Below are 22,956 nucleotides of genomic sequence, written 5' to 3' on the forward strand. Positions count from 1 at the left end.
GAGCCGCGGACGGTGGCCTGAGCAGGAGAACTCACCTGCGCGGGGCGCCGTCCGTGCTTCGATGAGACGTGAGCCGGACCCACCCCGACGCGTCGCCCCGCACGGCCTCCGAGATCGACGCCGCGACCCCCGCCGACCGGGACCGCTGGGTCGACACCCTCCGTGCCGGGTCTCTCCTCGTCGTGGTCCTCGGGCACTGGCTCATGGTCTCGATCACGCCCGACGGGCAGATCACGAACGCGCTCGCGGTCGTGCCGGCCCTCCAGCCACTGACCTGGCTGCTCCAGGTCATGCCGCTCTTCTTCCTCGTCGGGGGCGTCGCCCACGCCCACACGCTCGAGTCGCTCGAGCGCAGCCGGCCCGAGCCCCGCGGACGGTATGCCGCGTTCTTCCGGGCGCGGGCGACGCGCCTGCTGCGCCCCACCCTCGCCTTCCTCGCCGTCTGGGTCGTACTCGGTGTCGTCGCCGACCTCTCGGGCCTGACGTCGCGTCCCGGCGACGCGGGGAGGCTCGCGCGCGACGCCCTCGTCATGGTGCCGCAGCTGCTGTGGTTCGTCGGGATCTACCTCGGGGCCTGTGCCTTCGCCCCGCTCGTGCGTGACCTCCACCGGCGCTGGGGCCTCGTCGTCGTCGTGGTGCTCGTGGTGCTGGCGTGCGTCGTCGACGTCGTGCGTTTCGGCGGCGGGCCCGAGCTCGTCGGCAACCTCAACTTCGCCCTCGTCTGGCTGGCCCTGCACCAGCTCGGGTTCGCTTGGCGTGACGGCCTGCTCACGAGCGCTCGCGGGTGGGCGATGGCCCTCCTCGGTTTCGGCGGGATGGGTCTCGCCGTCGCGTTCGGGCCCTACCCGACGTCGATGGTGGGCCTGCCCGGAGAGGCCGTCTCCAACATGGCGCCCCCCACGGCGGCCCTGCTCGCCCAGGGCATCGGCATCTGCGGCCTCGCCGTCGTCCTGCGGCCGGTCATGGCGCGCGTGCTCGCCCGGCCCCGTGTCTGGCGCTCGGTCGTCCTGGCCGGACCCTTCGCGATGACCGCCTTCCTCTGGCACCTCACGGCGCTCATGACGGTCCTCCTCGCGCTGCGCGCACTCGGCGTCGTCCAGCCGTCCGTCGCGTCGTGGCAGTGGTGGCTGACCCGGCCGCTCCTCTTCACCGTGCTCGCGGTCGTGACCGGCCTGCTCGTGGCCGTCTTCGTCCGCTTCGACCGCGGGCCTCGCACGGCGGCTGACGCGGCGGCGGAACCGCGGGGCTGGGTCGACCCCGTGGCCGCCGTGTCGGCGGGTGTGCTCTTCTTCGGCATCCTCATCGTCTCGATCGTCGGCGTCGACGTGCTCGGCAACCGGCCGGTCTTCTTCCTCGTCGGCGACGTCACGCCGATCGTCGGCTTCGCCGTCCTCGGGGCCGGGCTGCTCCTGCTGCGCACGACCCGCCCCCGCGCACCCCGCACCTGACGCGCGCTCCGCCTGTCGAGTGAGCGCCCCGTCCCCGTCGAGTGAGCGCTCCGTCCCAAGGAAACTCGATGGCAGCGCCCACGCGCGGACCCCTACCGTCGTGCCATGGAGACGAGGCTCATCGACGTGCACGACGACGCCGTCTGCGCCCGCGCGTACGACGTCATCATCGCCAGCAAGGGCCACGAGCGCCCGTGGAACGAGCCGCCCTCCCTCGCGGAGACGCTCGTCGAGTGGCGTCACGTCGACGAGGCCGAACGCATGGAGATGTGGGCTGCCCACGACGGTGACGAGCTCGTCGGCGTCGCGACGCTCTGGCTGCCGCTGTCGGACAACACGACGATGACGTGGACCGACGTCCAGGTGGACCCGGCCCACCGCAGGCGCGGCGCCGGCACCGCCCTCGTCGAGCGCCTCCTCGAGCGGGCCCGTGAGGAGGGTCGCGTCACGATGGTCGTCGACTTCCTCGTGCCCCCGGACTCGGAGGGACACGGCTACCGCCGCTTCGCCGAGCGGCACGGCTTCCACCTCAGCAACACCGAGATCATGCGCCACCTCCAGCTGCCCGTCGACGAGGACCTCCTCACGCGGCACGCCGAGCACGCCCGACCGCGCTGGGAGGGTGTCTACCGCCTCGAGACCCATGTCGGCGGCGTGCCCGAGCACCTGCAGGAGTCGCTCTGCGCCGTCATGAACCAGCTCGCCGTCGACGCGCCCACGGGCGACATCGAGTTCGAGGAGGAGTCCCTCACGCCGGCGCGCTACCGGGAGTACCTCGACGTCGCGAGTGCCCAAGGGCGCGTACGCCTGACGACCGTCGCGGTCCACCAGGACAGTGGCGACGTCGTGGCCTACACCGACTTCATGCTGCCCTCGGGTGCCCCTGGGATCGCTTGGCAGTGGGGGACGCTCGTGCACCGCGACCACCGGGGACGTCGGCTCGGGATGGCCCTCAAGGTCGAGAACCTCCGGCGCCTGCAGGTGGACCACCCCGAGCGGCAGCGGGTCGTCACCGGCAACGACGACACGAACTCGTGGATGGTCTCGATCAACGAGGACCTCGGCTTCCGCATCGTCGAGCTGTGCCCTGCCTACCAGCGGTCGCTCGCCTGACCTCGCCCGTCCCCCTCGGTCCTCGCGACCGAGTCGGCTCGCGTTCCACTCACGGCCGCGCCACCGCGCGCCCGTCACGGCACCCCGTGACCGGGGCGGACGGCATACGCACGCCGTCGTGAGACGACGAGGCGCCCGCTCCCGGGTGGGGAGGGGCGCCTCGAGGTGAGGGTGGTGCGCGTCAGAACGCGGACTCGGGGACGTCCATGAGGTCGTTGTCGGTGGCCTCGGCGATGGCGCGCTCGGAGGCGAGCTTCGGCAGGACGTTCTTGGCGTAGAAGGACGCCGCCGCGACCTTGCCGCGGTAGAAGTCGGCGTCCTTGCCCGTGGCGCCGCCGTCGATCGCCTTCTGGGCGACCTCGGCCTGGCGGAGCAGCAGCCAGCCGACGACGAGGTCACCGGCCGCGAGGAGCAGGCGGGTCGTGTTCTGGCCGACCTTGTAGAGGTTGGCCGTGTCGCCCCCCATCCGCGGGTCGCTCTTCATGGCGTCGCCGATCATGTGGCCGACGATGCCCTGTACGTCCTCGAGGGCCCGGCCGAGCAGCTCGCGCTCGGTGTCGAGCGAGCCGCCGAGGTCCTTGGCGAACTCCTGGATCTGTCCGGCGACGTGCTGCAGTGCCTGGCCCTTGTCGCGGACGATCTTGCGGAAGAAGAAGTCGAGTCCCTGGATGGCGGTCGTGCCCTCGTAGAGCGTGTCGATCTTCGCGTCGCGGACGTACTGCTCGATCGGGTAGTCCTGCAGGAAGCCCGAGCCGCCGTAGGTCTGGAGCGACTCGGTGCCGAGCAGCACCCAGGCGCGCTCGGAGCCGAGGCCCTTGACGAGGGGCAGCATGAGGTCGCTGATCCGGTTGGCGACCTCGGCCGCCGAGCCCTTCTCGAGCGGCACCGTCGGGTTGCCGCCCTGCGCCTGGTTGACGGCGTCCTGCTGGCTCGCGGTGTAGATGACGAGGGCGCGCAGACCCTCGGCATACGCCTTCTGGAGCATGAGCGAGCGGCGGACGTCGGGGTGGTGCGTGATGGTGACGCGGGGCGCCGCCTTGTCGGTCATCTGCGTCAGGTCGGCGCCCTGGACGCGCTCCTTGGCGTACTCGAGGGCGTTGAGGTAGCCGGTCGAGAGCGTGGCGATCGCCTTGGTGCCGACGAACATCCGGGCGTTCTCGATGACCTTGAACATCTGGGCGATGCCGTCGTGCACGTCGCCGAGCAGGGTGCCGACGGCCGGCTCGTGCTCGCCGAAGGTGACCTCGCACGTGGTGCTGACCTTGAGGCCCATCTTGTGCTCGACGTTGGTGACGTGGGCGCCGTTGCGCTCGCCGAGCTCGCCGGTCTCGAGGTCGACCTGGAACTTCGGCACGATGAAGAGGGAGAGGCCCTTCGTGCCGGGGCCCGCGCCCTCGGGGCGGGCCAGGACGAAGTGGACGACGTTGTCGACCATGTCGGACTCGGCCGAGGTGATGAAGCGCTTGACGCCGGTGATGTGCCACGTGCCGTCGGGCTGCTGGACGGCCTTGGTGCGGCCCGCGCCGACGTCGGAGCCGGCGTCGGGCTCGGTGAGCACCATGGTCGTGTGCCAGGCCTGGTCGACGATGTGCTTGGCGAGCTTCTTCTGGTCGTCGGTGCCGAGGTGCCAGAGGAGGTTGGCGAAGGAGTAGCTTGCCGTGAACATGTGGATCGCGGGGTTGGCGCCGCAGACCATCTCGGCGACCGACCAGCGCAGCGAGGCCGGCACGACCATGCCACCGAGCTCGGCGGGGACGTCGAGGTTGCCCCAGTCGCCGTCGACGTAGGCCTTGAACGACTTCTTGAACGACTCGGGCATCGTCACCGACTGGCTGACCGGGTCGTAGACGGGCGGGTTGCGGTCGCTGTCGAGCAGGCTGCCGGCCAGCTCGTGCTCGGCGAGGCGTGAGACCTCGCGGAGGATGTCCTTGGCGGCGTCGACGTCGACGTCGGCGTAGATGCCGGTGCCGAGGACGTCCTGACGGTTGAAGACCTCGAAGAGGTTGAACTCGAGGTCACGCACATTGCTCTTGTAGTGGCCCATCCGGGGACCCTCCACGTTCTGTTGCTCGTCGTGCGTCCGCGCTGTCGTCGGCGGGCGCGCCAAGTTACTGGCCGGTCACTTCCATGATGCTACTGACCGGTAACGATCGCAAGGGGGAGAGGTCACGGTTCCGCCACGAGCGGCCTCTGAGGGCGTATGCCGCCCGGCCGGCTCGTCGCCGTCATCGCCGGCGCGACCGCACGCCGCCTCGACCGGGTGCTCGACGGCGACGACGAGGACGCGGTCCAGTACGCCCTGGCCCGGGCGACCGGCAACTACCGGCGCGGCAACGAGCGCTGACGGTGGGGGAGCGCCCGCGACCCGTCCCGCGAGGCCCGGCCGGACGGCATACGTGCTCGGACGGCATGTGTGCCCGGACAGCAGAAGGGCCCGGACAGCAGAAGGGCCCGGACAGCAGAAGGGCCCGGACAGCAGAAGGGCCCGGTCACGGAGACCGGGCCCTTCCCATCTGGAGCAGGCGGCACGAATTGCACGTACGTCTTCCTTCTGGAAGAAGGCTGTTCTGCTACTGAACTACGCCTGCGAGGCGTCGCCAACCGTAGCAACAGTCGGGCCGCGACGTCCAAACGGCGCGCTCGGGCGCGCCGCCGGACCGCCCGCTCGGGTCCGGGCCGACGTGCTCGAGGTCAGCCGAGGGTCACGAGCCGTCGCGCAGGCGGCGGGCGAAGGCCGACGACCGCGCCCGCAGCTCCTCGACACGTCGCTCGACGAGGGCGAGCGGGTCGAGGCCGCCCTCCATGCCGTTCGGCGGGCGTCGGACGTGCGTCGAGCAGCTGAAGTCGGCGTGCACGAGGGTGCCGAGGCTGTTGCCCTCGCGGCCGGATGCCCCGGCCCGCCGGGCCACGAAGAGGGCCACCTCGCTCGTCGCGAAGGCGTCCTCGCACCAGGCGCACATCGCGCTCGCCTTGCGCGTGCGCTCGGCGGTCCGGAGGAGGAAGCCGACGGGTTCGTCGTCGACCGGGACGACGGCGTAGGCCCGTTGCGGGTTGCTGCGGTCAACCCAGCCGAGGTAGTCGAGCGTCTCCCAGCGCGGGCCGAGGTCGAGGTCGGCGGGGAGGGTTGCCTGCTTGGCCTCACGCCGGGAGGCGTTGACGAAGGAGGCGCGAATCTCGTTGTCCGTCAATGGTTTCACGGTCTGTTCCTGTCAGTCGGGCAGGACCGGGGTGCCCGGTCAGCCGGGGTGGGGGAGGTGGAGCGGGACCGTGACCGCTGAGCAGGCCATGACGGCCACCCACCTCTCCGCGGGCCTCCCCGCTGACGACTGACGTGCCCCGACGGAGCAGCGTCCATGGTGCGTCACGACGTCCACGGTGGTCCACTGGTTTACCGAGCACCGCAGCGCCGGACTGCGTATGCCGTGGGCTGCCGAGAGCGTCCTCCACGCCACGGTGGCGGATGGAATGTCTGCTTCCACCGCATTTGACTTGTCAACTATTGCCACAATCTGTTCGTCTAGGACCCTTTTCGTGACCTGTCTGTCACCGTCGATGGATGCTCATCGCCCGGGGTCTCCCCCGAGCGGCCCACCGCACGCCGAGTCCTGTCCACCGGTGGGGCAGCAACGCAATAACGGACAGGAGTGGGGGACCCACTTTCGGGCCGGCCAACCGGTCMTTGGGGTGAAGCCGCATCTGCGGCCGGGCATCTTCCGCCCGAACCCGACAGCTCACCTCACAGGCGTGGGAAGGAATCCACCATGCCCACTTCTACCCTTGCACGCCGAATTCCCTTGCAGTCCCTGGCTATCACGCCACTTCTCGCAGCCGCCCTCCTCGTCGGGACGGGTAGCGCGCCGACATCGTCGGTGACGCACCAGGCTGCCTCTCGAGCGGGAACCGCTCCGGTCACGATCAAGGCCAGACCGGTCGCCTACGTCTCGGCCGCCACGCGCGCTGCGCGCGGCAGGACCGCCGTCAGGGTCGCTGCCGCACAGCAGGGCGATCCCTACCGCTACGGGGCTGCGGGCCCGTCGGCGTTCGACTGCTCCGGCCTCGTCTACTACACCTACCGCACCCGTCTCGGCGTCGGCGTCCCGCGCACCGCCAACGCCCAACGACTCGCCAGCGTCCGCATCAGCAAGGCGAACGTCCAGCAGGGCGACCTCATCTTCTTCATGTCCGGAGGCCGCGCGTACCACGTCGGCATCTACGCCGGCTACGGCAAGGTCTGGCACGCACCCAGACCCGGCCAGCGCGTCCAGCTCTCGAGGATCTGGACGACGAGCTGGGTCGCAGGCCGCATGCCCTGACCCGGATCGGTCCCGGGGGTCCGTGTCGACCCTCGGGGCCGTGTCACCGGGCGGTGCCCACCTCTCGGTGGTTCGACTCGTCGTGCGCGGAGCGAGCGACGGGAATCGAACCCGCGTATCCAGCTTGGGAAGCTGGCGCTCTACCATTGAGCTACGCTCGCACGGGCCGCCCGGAGGTGCCCCGCGAAGGGTCCGCAAGGCGGCACGCGGCGTCAGTGTAGCCGACACCGCGCCAGTGTCAGGAACGCGACCCCAGGGGCCGAAACCGTCATGGATCTCGCCAAGCAGACCGCCTTCGTCGACCACGTCCGCGAGCGCGGCGGTGCGAGTGCCCAGGTGGCCGTCACCCTCGAGCAGTTCTTCGAGGGCAACGACTGCGAGTGGTGCATCGCGCCGAACCGTCCCGAGGACGTGCCGCTCGACACCGTGCGCCGGGTGCTCTTCGAGCTGCGCGAGCACCCGGAGGTGCACGACGTGCGGGTGGAGCTCGACGTCCTCGAGTTCCAGGACTTCCCCGACGACGAATGGCCCTACGCGAGTGGGGTGGCCGTCATCACGACCCTGCTCCCCGAGGAGGTCGACGCGATGACGATCGATGCCGACACCGAGTCGAGCGGCGGCCCCGCCGCGAGCGCGCAGTGGCTCGTCGACGGGCCGGTCGTGCCCGACGGCCACCACTACGTCGGCGTGTGGTGGGACTGATGGCTGCCGACGGCGGCCCGATCGTCACGGGAGAGCTCGAGCAGGTCACCGACGCCGTCTGCTACCACGGCGAGGGGCCCGTGTGGTCGCCGACGTGGGGTGGGCTGCGCTGGGTCGACCTTCTCGCCGGTGACGTCCTGACCCTGCGCGCCGACGGCTCCGTCGACCGCCTGCACGTCGGCGACGTCGCCGCCTTCGTGCGGCCACGCAGGTCCGGGGGCTGGGTGGTCGCGACCGAGCGCGGTCTGGCGCTCGCGGACGAGCCGGACGGCACACCCACCCCGTGGTTCGACCTCTGGGACGACCCGACGGTCCGGATGAACGAGGGCGGCGTCGACGGCGAGGGCCGCCTGTGGGCGGGGACGATGGGCTACGACCGCGTGCCCGGCAGCGCGCGGCTCCTCCGAGTCGACGGCAACGGCGACGTCACGACCCTGCTGCCCGACGTGACGATCTCCAACGGCATCGACCTCTCGCCCGACGGCCGGCTCGCCTACTACGACGACACCCCGACCGGCCGCACCGACGTCTTCACGGTCGTCGACGGCGAGCTCACCGACCGGCGCCCCTTCGTCACCCACGACGTCGGCCACCCTGACGGGCTCACCGTCGACAGCGCCGGCAACGTCTGGGTCGCTCTCAACGGCGCGGGCCGCGTCCGCTGCCACTCACCGGGGGGCGACGTGCTCGCCGAGGTCGCCGTCCCCGTGCGCCTCACGACGGCGTGCACGTTCGGCGGCGACGACCTGCGCGACCTCTACGTCACGACGTCGCGCGAGAACCTCGACGACCCCGAGCCCCAGGCCGGAGCCGTCTTCCGCGTGCGCGTCGCCGTGCCGGGGCAGCCGGTGCGCGCCTTCGCCGGCTGAGCGCAGCCCCCAGACCACGAGGGCGTATGCCGTGTGCCCGGGTCGCGCAGCGGGGCCCGGGCACGCTCGGCACGCATCACCTCACGGCGGTGGTCCCGGGCGGGTCATCCGGCCGTCGGAGGACGGGCCGAGGAGCACGACCGGGCGACGCGGTCGCAGCCGGCCGGACGGCATACCACCGGGGTCGACGGCGGCGCCGTCTTCGTCCTTGCCGCCCACGCCGAGGAGGCTGCGCGTCAGCGCCTGCGCGTCCGACAGGAGCTCGTCGAGGGCCTGGCCGAGGTGGTCGTCGGCCGGCGGCTCGTCGGCGACCGCCGCCGCGAGGACCGCGCGCCGCACGAGCTCCTTGACGAAGGACGCCGTCGTGCCCTCGGCCCGGGCAGCCGCGGCCGAGATCGCCTCGGGGCCGAAGAGGTGCCCGCCGTAGAGGCGGAGCAGCTCGCGACGGCCCTCGGCGTCCGGCAGCGGGATCTCGGCGGCCAGGTCGACACGGCCGGGCCGCTGCGACAGGGCGACCTCCAGGTCCTCGACGCGGTTCGTCGTCAGCACGAAGGCGACGTCGGAGTCGGAGTCGAGGCCGTCGAGGGCGTCGAGCACCTCGAAGAGCAGGGGAGAGGCCCCCATCGGGGCGAACGACCGGTCCTCGGCGACGAGATCGCAGTCCTCGAGGACGACGATCGCCGGCTGGTGCGCCCGCGCGACCTTGGCGGCGTCGTGGATGAAGCGCAACGAGCCGCCGCTCAGCAGCACGGCCGTCGTGCCCGGCGTCGCCGAGAGCAGGTAGCGGACCGTGTGCGTCTTGCCGGTGCCGGGCGGCCCGTAGAGCAGGACTCCGCGCTTGAGGTGCTGCCCGTGGGCCACGAGCCGCTCCCGGTGCTCGCCCATGCCGATGACGTGGTGCGCCACCCGGTCGAGCACCCCCTCGGGCAGCACGACGGCGGCCGCGTCGATGGTCGGTCGCTCGATGAAGGTCACGCCGGCCATGCCGGGCCCGTAGGGGTCCGAGCCGAACGTCACGACCTGGCCGCGGATGACGCTGCGCTCGTCCATGAGCTCCTGGATGCGCGCCATGAGGGCGTCGGACACGTCGCGGTCGCGGGCGACGACCTCGATGCTCCCGGACTCGCGCCCGAACTGTCGGTTCATGCCCTGCTGACGGACCGCGACGGCGTGTCCGTCGAAGTGGAAGAGGCGGATGCCGGACGTCACGACCTGTCGCTGGTCGTCCTTGCCGGGGCCGGTCGGCATCCGGTCGTAGTCGACCTGGCCGACCGACATGACCTGGCCGTGGAAGCGCTGCACGAGGTCGCCGAGCGACATGTGGTGACGCGCGTCGCCGGCGATGCCGATGACGGCGGCGTCGGGGTCGGCGCCAGCGACCTCGGACAGGGCGATGTCCGCGTCGACGAGGCGGTGCGGCAGCACGGTCGCCGAGACGACGGCCAGCAGGTGCGGCTCGACCCCGAGGTGCTCGCGCAGGGCGTCCGACAGCCGCTGTCCGGCCTCGTCGGACGGTAGCGACTCGAGGATCCGCCGAAGGACGGAGTGGAAGTCGGCGAGCAGGGCGTCGTCGGCGCGGCCGGAGCCCGGGCCGGAGGGGTCGGAGGGGTCCATGACGTGACGATAGGTCGCCGACGGCGTCCGTGGGGCGTCCGCGAGGGAAGAGAGTCGGGCAGGAGTGCCGGGGCGAATCCGGCCCGGCGTTATAGCCTCGTCCCGTGCTGCTCTCCGACAAGGACATCCGGGCCGAGATCGCCGCCGAGCGGGTCGTGCTCGACCCGTGGGACCCCTCGATGGTCCAACCGTCGAGCGTCGACGTCCGGCTGGACAAGTTCTTCCGGCTCTTCGACAACCACAAGTACCCCTACATCGACCCGGCCGCCGAGCAGCCGGAGCTGACGCGGCTCGTCGAGGTCGGTCCCGACGAGGACAGCTTCGTGCTGCACCCGGGCGAGTTCGTCCTCGGCTCGACGCTCGAGACCGTGACCCTCCCGGACGACCTCGCTGCGCGCGTCGAGGGCAAGAGCTCGCTCGGACGGCTCGGCCTGCTGACCCATGCGACCGCCGGCTTCGTCGACCCCGGCTTCTCCGGCCACGTCACGCTCGAGCTGTCCAACGTCGCGACCCTGCCGATCATGCTCTACCCCGGCATGAAGATCGGCCAGCTCTGCTTCATCCGCCTCAGCTCGCCGGCCGAGAACCCTTACGGCTCAGCGGCCTACGGCTCCCACTACCAGGGGCAGCGCGGTCCCACGGCGAGCCGCTCGTTCGCGAGCTTCCACCGCACCCAGGTGTGAGCGCCGACCTCGACACCACCGCGGCCGACGGCGACAGCATGCCGTTGGCCTCCCTGGTCTGGGACGCGCGGCCCGCGGACGCCGCCGTCGTCGCCCTCGTCATGCACGGCGGTGCCGTCGACGGGCACGAGCCCAACCGGCCCTGGTCGCACAACGTCGCGCGCCTCGTGCCGTTCGCCCGGTCCCTCAAGAGGGTGCCCGGTCCGATCGCCGTCGCCCGGCTCCGCTTCCGCGTCCGTGGCTGGAACGGCGATGCGATGCCCGTCGAGGACGCCCGGTGGGCGCTGGCACAGGTGCGGGCGGCATACCCCGGTGTCCCGATCGCCCTCGTCGGTCACTCGATGGGCGGACGGGTCGCGATGTTCGTCGGCAACGAGCCCGACGTCCGCCTCGTCGTCGGCCTCGCTCCGTGGGTCGAGCCGGGCGACCCGCACCCGGGCGCGGGCCGGCGCACCGTCCTCATCCACGGCGACCGTGACGTCATCTGCTCGCTCGCCCGCACCCGCCGCGCGGTGGAGCAGATGCAGGCCGAGGGGCTCGACGCCTCCCTCGTCCGCGTCGCCCGCGCCGACCACGCGATGCTCGTGCGGGCCCGGCTCTGGACGGACCTCGTCACCGAGGTCGTCGAGGCCTCCTTCGCGCACGAGCTCGGTGGCACGGGTGAGCCGCGATCCGGCCCGATCGGGGCCGTCGTCGCCCGGGTCGTGCACTCCGGGGGCGTCACGGTCGACATCTGACCCTCGACGAGGACCGCGGCGCGGTCGGCGCAGGCGGGTACGTTGAGGGACATGATCCGCTTCGAGGGCGTGACCAAGCGATACGCCGAGGCGTCCGGCACCGCGCGCGGGGACGGGTCGGTCGCTGTCGACGACCTGACCCTCGAGGCCCCGACGGGCCAGATCACCGTCCTCGTCGGTCCCTCGGGCTGCGGCAAGACGACGACGCTGCGCATGGTCAACCGGATGATCACCCCGACGTCCGGCACCATCTCGATCGACGGCCGCGACACCGCCTCGCTCGACGTCGCCGAGCTGCGCCGCGGCATCGGCTACGTCATCCAGCACGCCGGTCTCTTCCCGCACCGCACGGTCCTCGACAACGTCACGACCGTCCCGCGGCTGCTCGGCACCGACAAGCGCACCGCGCGGACGCGGGCCATGGAGCTCATCGAGCGGGTTGGCCTCGACCCGGCGATGGCCAAGCGCTATCCCGCGCAGCTCTCCGGCGGCCAGCAGCAGCGCGTCGGTGTGGCCCGCGCGCTCGCAGCCGACCCTCCCGTCATGCTCATGGACGAGCCCTTCTCGGCCGTCGATCCCGTCGTGCGCGAGCAGCTCCAGAACGAGTTCCTGCGGCTCCAGTCCGACCTCGGCAAGACCATCCTCTTCGTGACCCACGACATCGACGAGGCCGTCAAGCTCGGCGACCAGGTGGCGGTCCTGCGCGTGGGCGGCGTTCTCGCCCAGCTCGACTCGCCGGCCAAGCTCCTCGCCGACCCCGTCGACGACTTCGTCGCCGGCTTCGTCGGCCGCGACCGCGGCTACCGCGCGCTCTCCTTTGCGGCGGCCCCCGAGCTCTCGCTCGCCGACGAGCCCACCGTGTCCCTCGATGCCAGTGCCGACGACGTCCGAGCCGTCGGTACGCCGTGGGTGCTGTGCGTCGGTGCCGCGGGCGAGCCCTTGGGCTGGGTCCGGGCGGCTGCCGTCGAGTCCGAGGTGACGCGCACGGTCCTGCACCGCGGTGGCACCGTGGCCTCGACCACCGGATCGCTGCGGGCCCTGCTCGACGCGGCCCTGTCGTCCCCGAGCGGGCGCGGCGTCGTGGCCGACGACGACGGACGCCTTGTCGGCACCATCCGCGCCGCCGAGGTGATCCCCGCGATCGAGGCCCGGCGCGACGCCGTCGCCTCCCAGGCCCCGGCCGAGGAGGCGACCGCCCGGTGACCTGGGCCCTCGACCACATCGGCGACATCATGTCCCGCGCCGGCCAGCACGCCTGGCTCGCGGGGCTGCCGCTCGTGCTCGGTCTCGTCATCGCCCTGCCGCTGGGCTGGCTCGCGGCGCGCCGGCCGCGGCTGCGGGCCGTGCTGCTCACGACGACCGGTCTGCTCTACACGATCCCGTCGCTCGCGCTCTTCATCCTGCTGCCGCCGCTGCTCGGCACGAAGATCCTCGACCCCGTCAACGTCATCGTCGCGATGACCGTCTACACCGTGGCGCTGCTGACCCGCACCGTCGCCGACGGGCTCTTCTCCGTCGACGGGTCGACGCAGCAGGCGGCCATCGCGATGGGCTACGGCTCGTTCGCCCGGTTCCGCGCCGTCGACCTCCCGCTCGCGGTGCCCGTCATCGCAGCCGGTCTGCGCGTCGCTGCCGTGAGCAACGTCAGCATCGTCAGTGTCGCCTCGCTCATCGGCATCTCGCAGCTCGGCTACTTCCTTACCGACGGCTACGCCCGCTCCTTCCCGACCGAGGTGTGGGTCGGTATCGTCGCGTGCTTGCTCCTCGCGCTCGTCTTCGACCTCGTCATCCAGGTCGTGTCCCGCGTGCTCACGCCGTGGACCAGGGCGGTGGCCGCATGAGCCTCGCGACGATCTGGACCTGGTTCACCGACCCGGCCAACTGGCAGGGCACCGACGGCGTGCCCAACCGCGTGCTCGAGCACCTGCTCTACACCGGGCTGACCCTGCTCATCGCTCTCGTCGTCGCCGTGCCGCTCGGCGCCTGGGTGGGCCACTCCGGACGCCTGCGCTGGCTCGTCACGGGCGCCAACGCCGCCCGGGCCATCCCGACCCTGGGGCTGCTCTTCGCCGTGTCGATGTTCGTCGGGCCGCTCATCCAGAGCGATCTCGCCTTCGTCATCCCGAGCATCACCGTCCTCGTGCTGCTCGCGATCCCACCTCTGCTGTCGGGCACCTACGCCGGCATCGACAGCGTCGAGCCCGCCGCGCGCGACGCGGCCCGGGGGATGGGCATGACCGGCTGGCAGGTGCTGACCAAGGTGGAGGCCCCCATCGCGCTCCCGCTCTTCCTCAGCGGCCTGCGCAGCGCGACCCTCCAGGTCATCGCCACCGCCACCATCGCCGCCTCCGTCAGCCTCGGGGGTCTCGGGCGCTACCTCATCGACGGGCTCGCCTCGCGCGACTACGTCCAGATGGTCTGCGGGTCGATCCTCGTCGCCGTCCTCGCGCTCGTCGCCGACGGCCTCCTTGCCCTGCTCGAGAAGAGGGCCGTCTCACCGGGAATCTCCGGACGGGCCACGCGTGTTGCCCGTTCACGCGCACGAAACTCCGATCCCCACTCCGAACCAGACCCCGACGGTGCAGACCGCTCGGATCCCGACCCGCGGCAGCCCGCAGTCGTCGGCTCCGGCAGCACCGGCCCCGTGGAGGCGACCGCCGCCACGGGCACCCCATCCGAAAGGGACCGACCATGACACGCACGCGCTTCCTCGCCGCGGGCCTGCTCCTCGCCGCCGTCGTGCCGCTCGCCGCCTGCGGTGGCGGCGGTGACCCACTCGCCCCTGCCTCGAGCCCCGCTGCCGGCGGGACCGGTGGATCGACCGGCGCCGCCGGCTCGGTCAAGGTCGGCTCCGCCGACTTCCCCGAGAGTGCCCTGCTGGGCGAGATCTACGCCCAGGCGCTCGAGGCCAAGGGCATGACGGCCACCCGCCAGTTCAACATCGGCAGTCGTGAGACCTACCTCAAGGCGATCTCCGGCGGTGAGGTCGACGTCCTCGCCGAATACACCGGCTCGCTGCTCAACTTCTACGACAAGAACGCCAAGGTCACCCAGCCCGACGAGGTCTACTCCGCTCTCCAGAAGGTGGTGCCGCAGGGGCTCACGGTGCTCGACAAGTCCGCCGCCGAGGACAAGAACTCCCTCGCCGTCACCAAGGACACCGCGAGCCAGTGGTCCCTCAAGGCGATCCCCGACCTCGCCGCGCACCAGGCCGACCTCACCATCGGCGCCCCGCCGGAGTTCAAGACCCGCCAGCAGGGCCTCGTCGGCCTCAAGTCGGTCTACAACATCACGCCCAAGGAGTTCCGTCCGCTGCAGAGCCAGGCCACGGTCGAGGCGCTCAAGAACGGTCAGGTGAAGGCGGCCAACATCTTCAGCACCGACCCGTCGATCGCCGCCAACGGCTTCGTCGTGCTCGATGACCCGCAGAGCCTCTTCGGCTCCGACAACGTCGTGCCGCTCGTGCGGACTGACAAGGCAGACTCGCTCAAGGCGGTCCTCAACGCCGTCTCGGCCAAGCTCGACACGACGTCGCTCGCCGACATGGTCAAGCAGGTCGTCGTCGACAAGAAGGACGCGAGCGAGGTCGCCAAGACGTGGCTCGCCAGCGCCGGTCTCGCCTGATCCGGGGCACCTGCTGAGCGGCCGACGGCATACGCCGTCCGTCCGCAGGACACGCCTGAGGCCCCCGCGTCGGATGCGGGGGCCTCAGGCGTGCCCGACAGGACCCGGCCGGGCTGACTCGGCCGTACCGGGAATGTACCACCGCCGAGAATGGTTCTCATTACAGTCGCGAGAACTCGTGACCACGAGACCGAAGGAGCCCCCATGGCCAAGCGCAACGACCTGCGCCCCGTCGTCACCCTGCGTTCGACCGCCGGCACCGGCTACAGCTACGTGACGCGCAAGAACCGTCGCAGCAACCCCGACCGCATGGTGCTGCGCAAGTTCGACCCCGTCGCGCGCGAGCACGTCGACTTCCGCGAGACCCGCTGACAGCAGGCGCCTGCCGCGACCTGCGGGCGACGCGCAGTGGCCACGTCCGACCTCGGACGTGGCCACTCGCGTATGCCGACGCGATCAGCGGGTGAGGCTGCCTGCCTGCCTGGCGGGCTCGGGGGCGACGGGCGTCGACTCGGGGGTGGCCCAGCTGACGCGGACCGGCTCGGGGGCGAGCGGCGCGAACGTGGCCACGACGTCGATGCCGTCGCGGAGGAGCTTCACGAGACGCTCCTCCGGGTCGTCCACGCAGGCGCGGGCGATGCCGTCGACGGCGAGTGCGACGACCTTGGCCGCGTTGGCCGGCCGGACGGCTGCGGTGTTGAATCCCATGCGGGCCAAGTGGATCCGCGCCCAACGCTCGGCCGCCGGTGCGGTGGTGAGCGCGGCGCGAGAGGCCCTGGACAGCTGTCCGTGAGCGCGCCCGTCCTGCTCGGCGAGGATGCCCTCGGCGTTGAGGATGGCGAGGGCCATGACGTTCTGGCGCTCCTCGGCGGCGACGGGCAGTGCCGCCCGAGCCGTGGTCAGCACGAGCGCCGTCGTGACCCGTGGGTCGTCCGGGTTGAGGCCGACCACCTCGGGGATCATCATCACGAGGCGCTGCCGATGCGTCTCGTCGAGCATGTCGTTGACGCAGCGTGCGAGGGTCGCGAGCACCGGGTGCGTGCACTCCGGGTGGTCGCTCCACCGCTCGCCGGCCAGGAATGAGGCCATCTCCATGAAGCACGCGCCCTTGCGCGAGCTGCGGTGGCGGCCGCGCGACAGCACTGGCACGCCGTCGGGCACGAAGGGGGCTCGTCGTGACATCGTCGCTCCTCGGACTTTCCCATCAAGGATCCTGTGCGGGTTCCTTCATGGTGCGCCTCAATCGGCTCCTTGACCACCCCTTCTGTCTAACCCCGTGGTCGGGGCGGTGGCTGTGGGATCGCCTGCACTCCTGTCGCTGGGCGTCGGAGTGTGTGCACAATCGGCCCATGCCCGTCGACGCGCACGCCGAGTCCGAGAGCGGCGGGGTCCGCGCCCACGTCGCCGACTCGTGGCTGCGCTCGGCCGCAGCCGGCGTGCAGGTCGACACCGTGGACGCGCCGATCACGTTGCCCGGTGACGCCCTCCGCGACCACCGTGAAGCGCACCCGCTGGCGAGGGTCTTCCCCCTGCTCGACGACGTGCTCGGCCAGGCGGCGCGCGACTGTGACGCCGTGATGGCGGTCTCCGATGCCTCCGGTCAGCTGCTCTGGGTGTGCGGGACGCCGAGCGTGCTCCGTCGCGCCGAGTCGATCGGCTTCGTCGAGGGCAGCAACTGGGACGAGCGGCTCGCCGGCACCAACGCCCCCGGCATGGCGCTGCGCCTCGACCAGTCCGTCAACGTCATCGGCGCCGAGCACTTCCGGCACTCCGTCCAGCGCTGGAGCTGCGCGGCCACGACGATCCACGACCCGTCCGACCAGAGCGTGCTCGGGGTGCTCGACATCACCGGGGGTGACGACATCGTCGTGCCGCAGACGATGGCCATGGTGCGCGCCGCGGCCCGGATGGCCGAGTCCGAGCTGGCCCGCGAGCTGCTCGTCAGCGGCCGAGGCGCCCAGCCCGAGGCCGTCGGGCGCGGGCTCTCGGTGCTCATGGAGTCGCTCGGTCGCAACGACACCCTCCTGACCGTCGACGACGGCCGGGGCCACCGCCGGACGGTGCGGCTCAGCCCGCGGCACAGCGAGATCCTGCTCCTGCTCGCCTCGGCACCGCGCGGCCTCTCTGGCGACGAGCTCGCCGTCCTGCTCTACGAGGAGGACAGCAGCGCCTCGACGCTCCGGGTCGAGATGGGCCGGCTGCGCAGCCTGCTCGGGGAGGACCTCCTCGCCTCGCGCCCGTATCGCCTCGTCGCCGAGCTCTCCGGGGACTGGATCGGGGTCGAGGCGCACCTCGCCGCCGGTGACGTCGCGAGCGCGATGCGGGCCTACCGGGGACCCCTGCTCCCGCGTTCGACGGCCCCCGGGGTGGTCCGGCTGCGCGCGAGCGTCGAGGGCGACCTGCGTCGAGCCGTCCTCGGAAGCGGTCGCGCCGACCTCATGTCGGCGTGGACCCGCTCCGCGACGGGCGCCGACGACTACGAGATGTGGCAGGCGCAGGCACGCGTGCTCGGGCCCGGCTCCCCGCTCATGCCCCTCGTCCAGAACCAGATCCACCGCCTCGACCGCGAGCTCGGCCCCACCTGACCCCAACCGGGCGTATGCCGTGACGCCGCCACCCGGCACACGCGACGCAACGTGGTTGCAACGTTGCGCTGTCTACGGTCACGCCAACCCCTGGGAGGGGAACCACCAAGGATGTTGGGAGATCAACCATGACCGTCTACGCACCGCCCGGTTCGCCGGACTCGCTCGTCACCGTCCTCGACCGTTACGGCCACTTCATCGGCGGCAACTGGGTCGACCCGAAGAAGGGCCTCTGGTTCGAGAACATCTCGCCGGTCAACGGCAAGCCGTTCTGCGAGGTCGCCCGCGGCACCGAGGAGGACATCGAGGCCGCCCTCGACGCCGCCCACGCCGCCGCACCCGCGTGGGGCAAGACCTCGCTCGGCGAGCGTTCCCTCATCCTCAACCGGATCGCCGACCGCATCGAGGCCAACCTCGAGTCGCTCGCCGTCGCCGAGACGTGGGAGAACGGCAAGGCCGTCCGCGAGACCCTGGCCGCCGACCTCCCGCTCGCCGTCGACCACTTCCGGTACTTCGCGGGCGTCCTCCGGGGACAAGAAGGTTCGAGCAGCGAGATCGACGAGAACACCGTCGCCTACCACTTCCACGAGCCCCTCGGCGTCGTCGGCCAGATCATCCCGTGGAACTTCCCGATCCTCATGGCCGTGTGGAAGCTCGCCCCGGCTCTCGCCGCCGGCAACTGCGTCGTGCTCAAGCCGGCCGAGCAGACCCCGTGGTCGATCCTCAAGGTCGTCGAGCTCGTCGGGGACCTGCTCCCCCCGGGCGTGCTCAACGTGGTCAACGGCTTCGGCGTCGAGGCGGGCAAGCCGCTCGCGTCGAGCCCGCGCATCGCCAAGATCGCCTTCACCGGCGAGACGACGACCGGCCGCCTCATCATGCAGTACGCCGCGCAGAACATCATCCCGGTCACCCTCGAGCTCGGCGGCAAGAGCCCCAACGTCTTCTTCGACGACGTCGCTCAGGAGCGGGACGCCTTCTACGACAAGGCTCTCGAGGGCTTCACGATGTTCGCCCTCAACCAGGGCGAGGTCTGCACGTGCCCGTCGCGGGCGCTCGTGCAGAGCTCGATCTACAGCGACTTCGTGCCCGACGCCGTGGCCCGGGTCGAGAAGATCAAGCAGGGCAACCCGCTCGACACCGAGACGACCATGGGCGCCCAGGCGAGCAACGACCAGCTCGAGAAGGTCCTGTCCTACATGGACATCGGCCGCCAGGAGGGCGCGAAGATCCTCACCGGCGGCGACCGCAACGTGCTCGACGGCGACCTCGCCGAGGGCTACTACGTGGCGCCGACGATCTTCGAGGGCGACAACTCGATGCGGATCTTCCAGGAGGAGATCTTCGGCCCGGTCGTCTCGCTCACGAGCTTCGACGACGAGGCCGACGCGCTCTCCATCGCCAACGACACCCTCTACGGCCTCGGCGCCGGTGTGTGGACCCGCGACGGCTCGCGCGCCTACCGGATGGGCCGTGGCATCAAGGCCGGTCGCGTCTGGACGAACTGCTACCACCAGTACCCGGCGCACGCCGCGTTCGGTGGCTACAAGCAGTCGGGCATCGGCCGGGAGAACCACAAGATGATGCTCGACCACTACCAGCAGACGAAGAACCTCCTCGTCTCCTACTCGCCCGACGCGCTCGGGTTCTTCTGAGCGGGCCGGCCCCCGTGGCCACCACACCCCCAGAGACGGTCGCACCCGGTGAGCCATCGGCTTCCCCCAGCCGGGTCGACCTCACCGGTGAGGCGGCGGACCTGCTCCGCCGCCTCACCGGGATCCACGGTCCGCTGATGTTCCACCAGTCGGGCGGCTGCTGCGACGGCAGCTCTCCCATGTGCTTCCCGGCCGGTGAGTTCATGACGAGCGAGGCCGACGTGCACCTGGCCGACCTCGTCGTCGAGGGGACCCCGGCGCCCATCGGCTTCTGGATGTCGGTCTCGCAGTACGCATACTGGAAGCACACGCACCTCACCGTGGACGTCGTGAAGGGCCGGGGCAGCGGCTTCTCCGTCGAGGCGCCCGAGGGTGTGCGGTTCCTCATCCGCTCGCGCCTGCTCACCGGCGCGGAGCTGTCGGCCTTCGGCATCACCGCTCCGACCGTGGGCCGCGTCGGCTGAGTCCGACCGGACCGTGGAGGTCCGCACACCGGTGCGGGGGTGCGGACCTCCACGCCGTCGTGGGCGGGTGTCGTCGGGCGTGTGCCGTCCGGCGGGCGTATGCCGTCAGGCGGGCGGGGCGACCGCCGCCCCCGACTGCCCCGACCGCGAGATCGCGTCGGCGACGAAGCCGCTCGCCTTGAGCTCCTCGACGAGCTCGTGGAGGAAGGCCACGGTCTCGACCGTACGCGTACACGTCGTCCCCACGGCCTGCCCGATCTGCATGAACGCCTCGTCGACGACCCGCACGTCGTCGCGGCGCGCGGCGAAGGCCGTGACGGGCTCGCGGATGCCTGCACCGACCTCGAGACCCTCGGTGACGAAGACGTCGACGCCCTCGTCGCCGCGCACGACCGTTGCGCGCGCCAGGGTGCGGGAGAGGAAGAGGTCGTAGGCCGAGCCCTCCTTGACCCCCACCCGGACGTCATCGCGGTCCACGTCGGCGACGGACACCACGGGCGAGTCGACGGGCACGACGTAGACGCCCTCGATGACGGCATACGGCGCGGTGAAGGCGACCTCGGTCGCCCGGGCCGGGTCGGCGGCGAGGAAGCACAGGTCGGCCGCGCCCGTCGCCATGGCCTCGAACGACCGGCGCGCCGCGTCGAAGCAGACCAGTTCGACGGGCACGTCGAGCCGATCGCCGACGGCGTGGGCGATGTCGACGGTCACCCCGCTGGGCGAGTCCGGTGTGCCCTGGGCGAGCACGGGGTTGCCGAGGTTGATCGAGGCGCGGAGGACGCCGGTCGGGGCGAGGTCCTGGGCGATGGCGGGCGTCGGGGTCGCGGTCATCCGGTCAGGCTACGGCGTTCTTCCCTCGAGTGGGCTTGCGGTAGAAGGCGATCCCGGGCACGGGTTGCTCGGCCTCGATGACGGCCGTGTCGGTGATCGAGATGCCCGACCCGGCGACGATCGCGAAGAAGACCGTCTGGCCGAGCACGACGTCGACCTCGGCGGGCTCTGCCTTGCCGTCCGTGACCATGACGAGGACGCCCTGGCGTTGCTGGCTCTGCCAGGCCCGGATCCCCTTGTCCGAGGTCGAGTCGGGCGCCGAGACGCGGACGACTCCCTTGGCGCCGGAGCCGTGGGCGTCGGCCCACTCGTAGGTCCCGGTGCACGTGAAGGCGTGGGAGTAGCCCGACTCGTTGACGAGGCGGTCGCTCGAGAAGAAGTCCTTCTCGCCCGAGACGGCGAAGGGCCGGGCGTGCGGGTCGGGGCAGTGCCACATGACCATGTCGCCCGCGTTGACCGTCACCTTCTCGACGTCCGGCGCGAAGGCCTTGCCCGCGGCGTGGACGGTGACGAGCGTCTGGGCCATCTCGCCGCGCTTCGGGGAGTCACCCTCGACGACGACGACGTAGGGGTGGTCCTGGGCCAGGCCGGCGGTGCCGGCGTGGCCGATCGCGTAGGCGTAGGTGCCGGGCTTCATGAACCGCTGCCCGTAGCAGTCGGTCTGTCGCAGCGCCCTGCTGTCGAAGTGGTCGCTCATGGTTCCGCCCTCCTCAGGCGCTGATGTCGGCGCTGAGGACGAGCTCGTCCTCGGGCGCATTGTGCTGGACCTCGGCGCCGACGGCGTCGATGTGGATCGAGACGGCGGGGTCGATCGCCGACGTCGCCGGCAGCACCTCGAACCACTCGGGCTGCTCGTAGACCGGGAAGCGGGTGCCCGAGATGAACGGCGTGATGATGGGGCCCAACCAGCCGGTGAGCCCGGCGATCCCGATGGCCGCGGTGACGGCGATGACGAGCCCCGCGAGGAAGGGGCCGATGAGCGGCACCCAGGCGACGGCGGCCGCGACGGCGAGCCCGATGCCGGCGACGATCGCCGCGGTCCCTGGGCCGAAGGCCAGGCTCGGCACGCCCTGGACGATGCCCTCGACCTTCCACACGCCACCGACGAGCGTCACGGACAGCCCGAGGTCGACAGTGGCCCGCACGAAGTCGCCGAACGACACGGGCACCGACACGGTGGGCCACGTGATGTCGATCCGCGGGGTGCAGACCGTCCCGACGCACGGGATGTCGATGCAGACCTGGGGGATGTGGATCTCGGGGAGGAAGTCGCCGAGGTCGAGCGACAGCGTCGCGCTCGCGCTCCAGTCGAGGCGCAGGTCGGCGATCCGGATGGTGCCCGGCGGGATGAGGTCGACGGTGCCGTTGCTCAGGGTGCCGCTCACGGAGTAGCTGACCGCGAACGGTCCGAGGCTGGACGAGCCGCTCGTCGACTGCGGGCCGAGCCCGGCGACGACGGTGTCGAGGAAGTCGTTGGCCGCGCCCTCGTCGATGGCGGCGATGATCTCGGACATGTGGGTCTCCTAGAGGTTGCCGCGGGCGAGCACGCGGTCGGTGTCGATGAGCGGGCCGACCGTCGGGGTCAGGGTGAAGGCGCCGACGCGCAGCGCCGAGACGGGGACGCGGATCGTCGTGAGGACGGCGCGCAGCATCTGGCCGATGAGGCACTCGAGCACCGACTCGAGGTCGTCCGGCATCACGTCGACGAGCTCGACGGCGTCGACGGCGAATCCGAGGGCGGGCTGCCCGTCGAGCGTCGTCCCGACGAGGTGCCCGACGGCATACAGCTCGATGGTCGTGCACACGGGGTTCTGGGCCTTGCCCGACTTGTCGTCCCAGCGAGGGTCGTTCGGCTCGTTCGGGTGGTCGCCACCGTGGTCGCCGTGCGGGTCGTGCGGGTCGTCCTCGGGATCGTGCCGGTCCTTCGGGCAGTCGACGCAGATCTGCACCTTCGTCGACACGCTGAACTGCCCCGGGCCGAGGCTCAGCTGGGGCGGCAGGGGCGCGTCCTCGTCGTAGAGGTCGAGGTGGGGCACCGAGAATTGCACGTGCCACTGGATGCCCCCGGTGCCGGGGAAGAGGATCGGCGGCATCTGCGTGTCGGCCACGTCCGAGACCGGCACGAAGGCCGGGGACCCGTACGACAGCAGGTGTGGTCTGGCGGTGCACAGCGCCGTCACGAGGTCGTTGAGGGCTGGCTCCTCGGCGGAGACGAAGACCTCGGAGGTGTCGGTCAGGCTCATGGGTTCCCCCGGTGCTCAGGCCGGTTGCGGTGCCCCGGCTGCAGGGAGTCAGTGCGGCGGCCGCGACCCGCTGATACA

The 22,956-nt window shown here is 71.4% G+C and carries 24 protein-coding genes, 2 tRNA genes and 1 riboswitch; of the genes, 16 read left to right on the forward strand and 10 right to left on the reverse strand.

Going from position 1 to position 22,956, the window contains the following annotated elements:
• Positions 1-68 precede the first annotated feature (68 nt).
• Both AB4Y83_RS16035 and AB4Y83_RS16040 read left to right on the forward strand, forming a co-directional pair.
• Positions 69-1,448, forward strand: a complete 1,380-nt coding sequence (locus tag AB4Y83_RS16035) for an acyltransferase family protein (protein ID WP_442297480.1) — start codon at positions 69-71, stop codon at positions 1,446-1,448.
• Between the two features lie 105 nt (positions 1,449-1,553).
• On the forward strand, positions 1,554-2,561 hold the full coding sequence (locus AB4Y83_RS16040) for a GNAT family N-acetyltransferase (protein WP_442297481.1): 1,008 nt from the start codon (positions 1,554-1,556) through the stop codon (positions 2,559-2,561).
• A 181-nt stretch (positions 2,562-2,742) separates the two neighbouring features.
• On the opposite strand, the gene AB4Y83_RS16045 is transcribed toward AB4Y83_RS16040, so the two are convergent.
• Entirely contained in the window at positions 2,743-4,605 is a 1,863-nt protein-coding gene (locus AB4Y83_RS16045; protein WP_442297482.1) for an acyl-CoA dehydrogenase, read from the reverse strand.
• Between the two features lie 156 nt (positions 4,606-4,761).
• Here AB4Y83_RS16045 and AB4Y83_RS16050 point away from each other — a divergent pair, with 156 nt between their 5' ends.
• Complete coding sequence (locus AB4Y83_RS16050) at positions 4,762-4,905, forward strand: hypothetical protein (protein ID WP_442297483.1); 144 nt, start codon at positions 4,762-4,764, stop codon at positions 4,903-4,905.
• 170 nt (positions 4,906-5,075) lie between these two features.
• Here AB4Y83_RS16050 and AB4Y83_RS16055 read toward each other — a convergent pair.
• A tRNA-Gly gene (locus AB4Y83_RS16055) sits at positions 5,076-5,149 on the reverse strand.
• 114 nt (positions 5,150-5,263) lie between these two features.
• Positions 5,264-5,758 carry an FBP domain-containing protein gene (locus AB4Y83_RS16060; RefSeq protein ID WP_442297484.1) on the reverse strand — a complete coding sequence of 165 codons (495 nt, stop codon included), beginning with the start codon at positions 5,756-5,758 and terminating at the stop codon, positions 5,264-5,266.
• A 420-nt stretch (positions 5,759-6,178) separates the two neighbouring features.
• A riboswitch (cyclic di-AMP (ydaO/yuaA leader) is annotated at positions 6,179-6,321 on the forward strand.
• Between the two features lie 34 nt (positions 6,322-6,355).
• Between AB4Y83_RS16060 and AB4Y83_RS16065 the strand changes: the two genes are divergently transcribed.
• Entirely contained in the window at positions 6,356-6,874 is a 519-nt protein-coding gene (locus tag AB4Y83_RS16065) for a C40 family peptidase (RefSeq protein WP_442297485.1), read from the forward strand.
• A gap of 90 nt (positions 6,875-6,964) precedes the next feature.
• Here AB4Y83_RS16065 and AB4Y83_RS16070 read toward each other — a convergent pair.
• Positions 6,965-7,035 (reverse strand) — tRNA-Gly (locus AB4Y83_RS16070).
• 109 nt (positions 7,036-7,144) lie between these two features.
• Here AB4Y83_RS16070 and AB4Y83_RS16075 point away from each other — a divergent pair.
• Both AB4Y83_RS16075 and AB4Y83_RS16080 read left to right on the forward strand, forming a co-directional pair.
• The gene (locus AB4Y83_RS16075) at positions 7,145-7,576 is read left to right on the forward strand and encodes a hypothetical protein (RefSeq protein WP_056774299.1); all 432 of its coding nucleotides are present in this window, start codon (positions 7,145-7,147) and stop codon (positions 7,574-7,576) included.
• Positions 7,576-8,445, forward strand: coding sequence for an SMP-30/gluconolactonase/LRE family protein (locus AB4Y83_RS16080; protein WP_442297486.1), 870 nt, complete (start codon positions 7,576-7,578; stop codon positions 8,443-8,445). Before AB4Y83_RS16075 ends, AB4Y83_RS16080 begins: the two co-directional genes overlap by 1 nt.
• Before the next feature lie 81 nt (positions 8,446-8,526).
• Here AB4Y83_RS16080 and AB4Y83_RS16085 read toward each other — a convergent pair whose 3' ends face one another.
• A complete protein-coding gene (locus AB4Y83_RS16085) occupies positions 8,527-10,059 on the reverse strand; it encodes an AAA family ATPase (protein WP_442297487.1) in 1,533 nt (510 codons plus the stop codon).
• Between the two features lie 104 nt (positions 10,060-10,163).
• On the opposite strand from AB4Y83_RS16085, the gene dcd reads away from it, so the two are divergent.
• From dcd to rpmG, 7 genes are all read left to right on the forward strand, one after another.
• Positions 10,164-10,742, forward strand: a complete 579-nt coding sequence (gene dcd, locus AB4Y83_RS16090; RefSeq protein WP_020143865.1) for a dCTP deaminase — start codon at positions 10,164-10,166, stop codon at positions 10,740-10,742.
• Positions 10,739-11,479, forward strand: coding sequence for a serine aminopeptidase domain-containing protein (locus AB4Y83_RS16095; RefSeq protein WP_442297488.1), 741 nt, complete (start codon positions 10,739-10,741; stop codon positions 11,477-11,479). The genes dcd and AB4Y83_RS16095 overlap by 4 nt, the downstream gene beginning before the upstream one ends.
• A gap of 51 nt (positions 11,480-11,530) precedes the next feature.
• A complete protein-coding gene (locus AB4Y83_RS16100) occupies positions 11,531-12,682 on the forward strand; it encodes an ABC transporter ATP-binding protein (protein WP_442297489.1) in 1,152 nt (383 codons plus the stop codon).
• Positions 12,679-13,320 (forward strand): ABC transporter permease, encoded by a 642-nt coding sequence (locus AB4Y83_RS16105; protein WP_442297490.1) that lies wholly within the window; start codon positions 12,679-12,681, stop codon positions 13,318-13,320. The genes AB4Y83_RS16100 and AB4Y83_RS16105 overlap by 4 nt, the downstream gene beginning before the upstream one ends.
• Positions 13,317-14,174: an ABC transporter permease gene (locus AB4Y83_RS16110; RefSeq protein WP_442297491.1), complete on the forward strand. Its 858-nt coding sequence runs from the start codon at positions 13,317-13,319 to the stop codon at positions 14,172-14,174. The genes AB4Y83_RS16105 and AB4Y83_RS16110 overlap by 4 nt, the downstream gene beginning before the upstream one ends.
• On the forward strand, positions 14,171-15,103 hold the full coding sequence (locus AB4Y83_RS16115; RefSeq protein ID WP_442297492.1) for an ABC transporter substrate-binding protein: 933 nt from the start codon (positions 14,171-14,173) through the stop codon (positions 15,101-15,103). The genes AB4Y83_RS16110 and AB4Y83_RS16115 overlap by 4 nt, the downstream gene beginning before the upstream one ends.
• Positions 15,104-15,307: 204 nt before the next feature.
• The gene (rpmG, locus tag AB4Y83_RS16120) at positions 15,308-15,475 is read left to right on the forward strand and encodes a 50S ribosomal protein L33 (protein ID WP_442297493.1); all 168 of its coding nucleotides are present in this window, start codon (positions 15,308-15,310) and stop codon (positions 15,473-15,475) included.
• A gap of 84 nt (positions 15,476-15,559) precedes the next feature.
• Here the strand turns inward: rpmG and AB4Y83_RS16125 are convergent, their stop codons facing one another.
• Positions 15,560-16,285 (reverse strand): hypothetical protein, encoded by a 726-nt coding sequence (locus tag AB4Y83_RS16125; RefSeq protein ID WP_442297494.1) that lies wholly within the window; start codon positions 16,283-16,285, stop codon positions 15,560-15,562.
• 167 nt (positions 16,286-16,452) lie between these two features.
• Here AB4Y83_RS16125 and AB4Y83_RS16130 point away from each other — a divergent pair, with 167 nt between their 5' ends.
• The 3 genes from AB4Y83_RS16130 (at position 16,453) to AB4Y83_RS16140 (ending at position 19,804) form a co-directional block, all read left to right on the forward strand.
• Positions 16,453-17,688, forward strand: coding sequence for a GAF domain-containing protein (locus tag AB4Y83_RS16130; RefSeq protein WP_442297495.1), 1,236 nt, complete (start codon positions 16,453-16,455; stop codon positions 17,686-17,688).
• A 128-nt stretch (positions 17,689-17,816) separates the two neighbouring features.
• On the forward strand, positions 17,817-19,340 hold the full coding sequence (exaC, locus tag AB4Y83_RS16135) for an acetaldehyde dehydrogenase ExaC (RefSeq protein WP_442276430.1): 1,524 nt from the start codon (positions 17,817-17,819) through the stop codon (positions 19,338-19,340).
• 14 nt (positions 19,341-19,354) lie between these two features.
• The gene (locus tag AB4Y83_RS16140; RefSeq protein WP_442297496.1) at positions 19,355-19,804 is read left to right on the forward strand and encodes a DUF779 domain-containing protein; all 450 of its coding nucleotides are present in this window, start codon (positions 19,355-19,357) and stop codon (positions 19,802-19,804) included.
• Positions 19,805-19,909: 105 nt separating this feature from the next.
• On the opposite strand, the gene AB4Y83_RS16145 is transcribed toward AB4Y83_RS16140, so the two are convergent.
• From AB4Y83_RS16145 to AB4Y83_RS16160, 4 genes are read right to left on the reverse strand one after another with little or no spacing between them, the layout of a single operon-like run.
• Positions 19,910-20,635 (reverse strand): transporter substrate-binding domain-containing protein, encoded by a 726-nt coding sequence (locus tag AB4Y83_RS16145; protein ID WP_442297497.1) that lies wholly within the window; start codon positions 20,633-20,635, stop codon positions 19,910-19,912.
• Positions 20,636-20,639: 4 nt separating this feature from the next.
• The gene (locus AB4Y83_RS16150; protein ID WP_442297498.1) at positions 20,640-21,332 is read right to left on the reverse strand and encodes a hypothetical protein; all 693 of its coding nucleotides are present in this window, start codon (positions 21,330-21,332) and stop codon (positions 20,640-20,642) included.
• 13 nt (positions 21,333-21,345) lie between these two features.
• A complete protein-coding gene (locus AB4Y83_RS16155) occupies positions 21,346-22,149 on the reverse strand; it encodes a hypothetical protein (protein WP_442276434.1) in 804 nt (267 codons plus the stop codon).
• A gap of 9 nt (positions 22,150-22,158) precedes the next feature.
• Positions 22,159-22,878: a hypothetical protein gene (locus tag AB4Y83_RS16160; protein ID WP_442297499.1), complete on the reverse strand. Its 720-nt coding sequence runs from the start codon at positions 22,876-22,878 to the stop codon at positions 22,159-22,161.
• Positions 22,879-22,956: the final 78 nt, after the last annotated feature.

The sequence above is a fragment of the Terrabacter sp. RAF57 genome, from assembly GCF_052113925.1.
In the GTDB taxonomy this organism is placed as follows: Bacteria; Actinomycetota; Actinomycetes; order Actinomycetales; family Dermatophilaceae; genus Terrabacter.

Bases quoted from the DNA above. Each gene is read 5' to 3' on its own strand.
- AB4Y83_RS16040 (WP_442297481.1), top strand. From the start codon at position 1,554: ATGGAGACGAGGCTCATCGACGTGCACGACGACGCCGTCTGCGCCCGC.
- AB4Y83_RS16045 (WP_442297482.1), bottom strand. From the start codon at position 4,605: ATGGGCCACTACAAGAGCAATGTGCGTGACCTCGAGTTCAACCTCTTC.
- AB4Y83_RS16050 (WP_442297483.1), top strand. From the start codon at position 4,762: ATGCCGCCCGGCCGGCTCGTCGCCGTCATCGCCGGCGCGACCGCACGC.
- AB4Y83_RS16075 (WP_056774299.1), top strand. From the start codon at position 7,145: ATGGATCTCGCCAAGCAGACCGCCTTCGTCGACCACGTCCGCGAGCGC.
- AB4Y83_RS16080 (WP_442297486.1), top strand. From the start codon at position 7,576: ATGGCTGCCGACGGCGGCCCGATCGTCACGGGAGAGCTCGAGCAGGTC.
- AB4Y83_RS16085 (WP_442297487.1), bottom strand. From the start codon at position 10,059: ATGGACCCCTCCGACCCCTCCGGCCCGGGCTCCGGCCGCGCCGACGAC.
- AB4Y83_RS16100 (WP_442297489.1), top strand. From the start codon at position 11,531: ATGATCCGCTTCGAGGGCGTGACCAAGCGATACGCCGAGGCGTCCGGC.
- AB4Y83_RS16110 (WP_442297491.1), top strand. From the start codon at position 13,317: ATGAGCCTCGCGACGATCTGGACCTGGTTCACCGACCCGGCCAACTGG.
- AB4Y83_RS16115 (WP_442297492.1), top strand. From the start codon at position 14,171: ATGACACGCACGCGCTTCCTCGCCGCGGGCCTGCTCCTCGCCGCCGTC.
- rpmG (WP_442297493.1), top strand. From the start codon at position 15,308: ATGGCCAAGCGCAACGACCTGCGCCCCGTCGTCACCCTGCGTTCGACC.
- AB4Y83_RS16125 (WP_442297494.1), bottom strand. From the start codon at position 16,285: ATGTCACGACGAGCCCCCTTCGTGCCCGACGGCGTGCCAGTGCTGTCG.
- AB4Y83_RS16130 (WP_442297495.1), top strand. From the start codon at position 16,453: ATGCCCGTCGACGCGCACGCCGAGTCCGAGAGCGGCGGGGTCCGCGCC.
- exaC (WP_442276430.1), top strand. From the start codon at position 17,817: ATGACCGTCTACGCACCGCCCGGTTCGCCGGACTCGCTCGTCACCGTC.
- AB4Y83_RS16145 (WP_442297497.1), bottom strand. From the start codon at position 20,635: ATGACCGCGACCCCGACGCCCGCCATCGCCCAGGACCTCGCCCCGACC.
- AB4Y83_RS16150 (WP_442297498.1), bottom strand. From the start codon at position 21,332: ATGAGCGACCACTTCGACAGCAGGGCGCTGCGACAGACCGACTGCTAC.
- AB4Y83_RS16155 (WP_442276434.1), bottom strand. From the start codon at position 22,149: ATGTCCGAGATCATCGCCGCCATCGACGAGGGCGCGGCCAACGACTTC.
- AB4Y83_RS16160 (WP_442297499.1), bottom strand. From the start codon at position 22,878: ATGAGCCTGACCGACACCTCCGAGGTCTTCGTCTCCGCCGAGGAGCCA.